The 1,375-nt window shown below is 64.4% G+C and carries 2 protein-coding genes; both read left to right on the top strand.

Translation table 11 applies throughout. From position 1 onward, the window contains the following. A partial coding sequence (locus EOA38_RS36690; protein ID WP_127301510.1) for an LLM class flavin-dependent oxidoreductase occupies nucleotides 1-581 on the top strand: 581 nt, incomplete at its 5' end. 115 nt (nucleotides 582-696) lie between these two features. Further along, a partial coding sequence (locus EOA38_RS36685; RefSeq protein WP_145966295.1) for an ATP-binding cassette domain-containing protein occupies nucleotides 697-1,375 on the top strand: 679 nt, incomplete at its 3' end.

Below are 1,375 nucleotides of genomic sequence, written 5' to 3'. Positions count from 1 at the left end.
CGCTGAAGCCGAAGCCGCCGCAGCCGCTGCCCGAGATCTTCCAGGGCGGCTCGTCGCGTGCGGCGCGCGACATGGCCTCACGCGTTTCCGACTGGTACTTCACCAACGGCAACACTCCGGCCGAGATCGCCAAGCAGGTAGACGACATCCAGGCGAAAGCGAAGGCCAACAACCACTCGGTCAAGGTCGGCGTCAATGCCTTCGCCATCGTGCGCGAGAACGAGGATGAGGCAAAGGCGGTGCTTGCCGAGATTATCGCCAAGGCCAATCCGGAAGCGGTCAATGCCTTCGGCCACGAGGTCAAGAACGCCGGCAAGGCTTCGCCGGAAGGTGAGGGCAATTGGGCGAAGTCGTCCTTCGACGACCTGGTGCAGTACAATGACGGCTTCCGCTCGAACCTGATCGGTACGCCGAAACAGGTCGCCGAGCGTATCGTCGATCTGAAGCGCGCCGGCGCCGATCTCATCCTGCTTGGCTTCCTGCACTTCCAGGAAGAGGTCGAGAATTTCGGCAGGCACGTCATCCCGCTCGTGCGCGAGCTGGAAAACGCAGAGGCGGCGGCGGCCTTGGCCGCCGAATAGCAACGCCGGCCGCTAGCCGGAGATCGTCTGGCCAGCCGACGATGATGAACCGAACGCTCCATCGAGCGTGCGGCCGGGCCCGTGCGTGCCTTCGCTACAGTTGGGGACGATTGGAATGCCGATATCCAACCATGCCTTCGGGTCGATCGAGGCTTCGGTCTATGCGCCGGAAATCTTCGCGCAAGGGCTGCCGGGGGCCCAACGGCAGGTTCACGACGATAAGTCTGAACAGGCGGTCAAGTCTGAACAGGCGGTCGCGGAAGGGGCCGCGCTGCTTCTTTCCCTCGAAGGCATAGGTCTTTCCTTCGGCGGCGTAGTGGCGCTGGCGGATGTGGACCTGTCCGTTCGGCCCGGCGAGATACGCGCCATCATCGGGCCGAACGGCGCCGGCAAGAGCTCGCTGATCAATGTCATCAGCGGTGTTTACCGGGCGGATCGTGGGAATGTGCGCCTCAACGGCGCGCGATATGCGCAGGTCCCGACCCAACAACTGGCGCGCCTCGGAGTCGCCCGTACCTTCCAGAACCTCGCCTTGTTCAAGGGTCTCAACGTTCTCGACAATGTCGCGTCCGGTCTCGCTTACCGCTCGAGGTCGAATTTCGCCGGTCAGATCCTAGGCGTCGGCCGCTCGCGCCGCGAGCAGGTCGAGCAACGCGGCCGCGCCGATCAGATCCTCGAATTCCTGCATCTGACCGACGTGCGCGACCGGCTCGCCGGCACCTTGTCCTATGGCCTGCAGAAGCGGGTCGAGCTTGCCCGCGCGCTGGTCGCCGAACCGCGCCTCTTGCTGCTCG

Origin of the sequence: Mesorhizobium sp. M1E.F.Ca.ET.041.01.1.1 (assembly GCF_003997355.1) — a bacterium.
Taxonomy (GTDB): Bacteria; Pseudomonadota; Alphaproteobacteria; order Rhizobiales; family Rhizobiaceae; genus Mesorhizobium.
The sequence above is the reverse complement of the archived record's forward strand: the minus strand, read 5'-3'. Positions and strand labels throughout refer to the sequence as shown.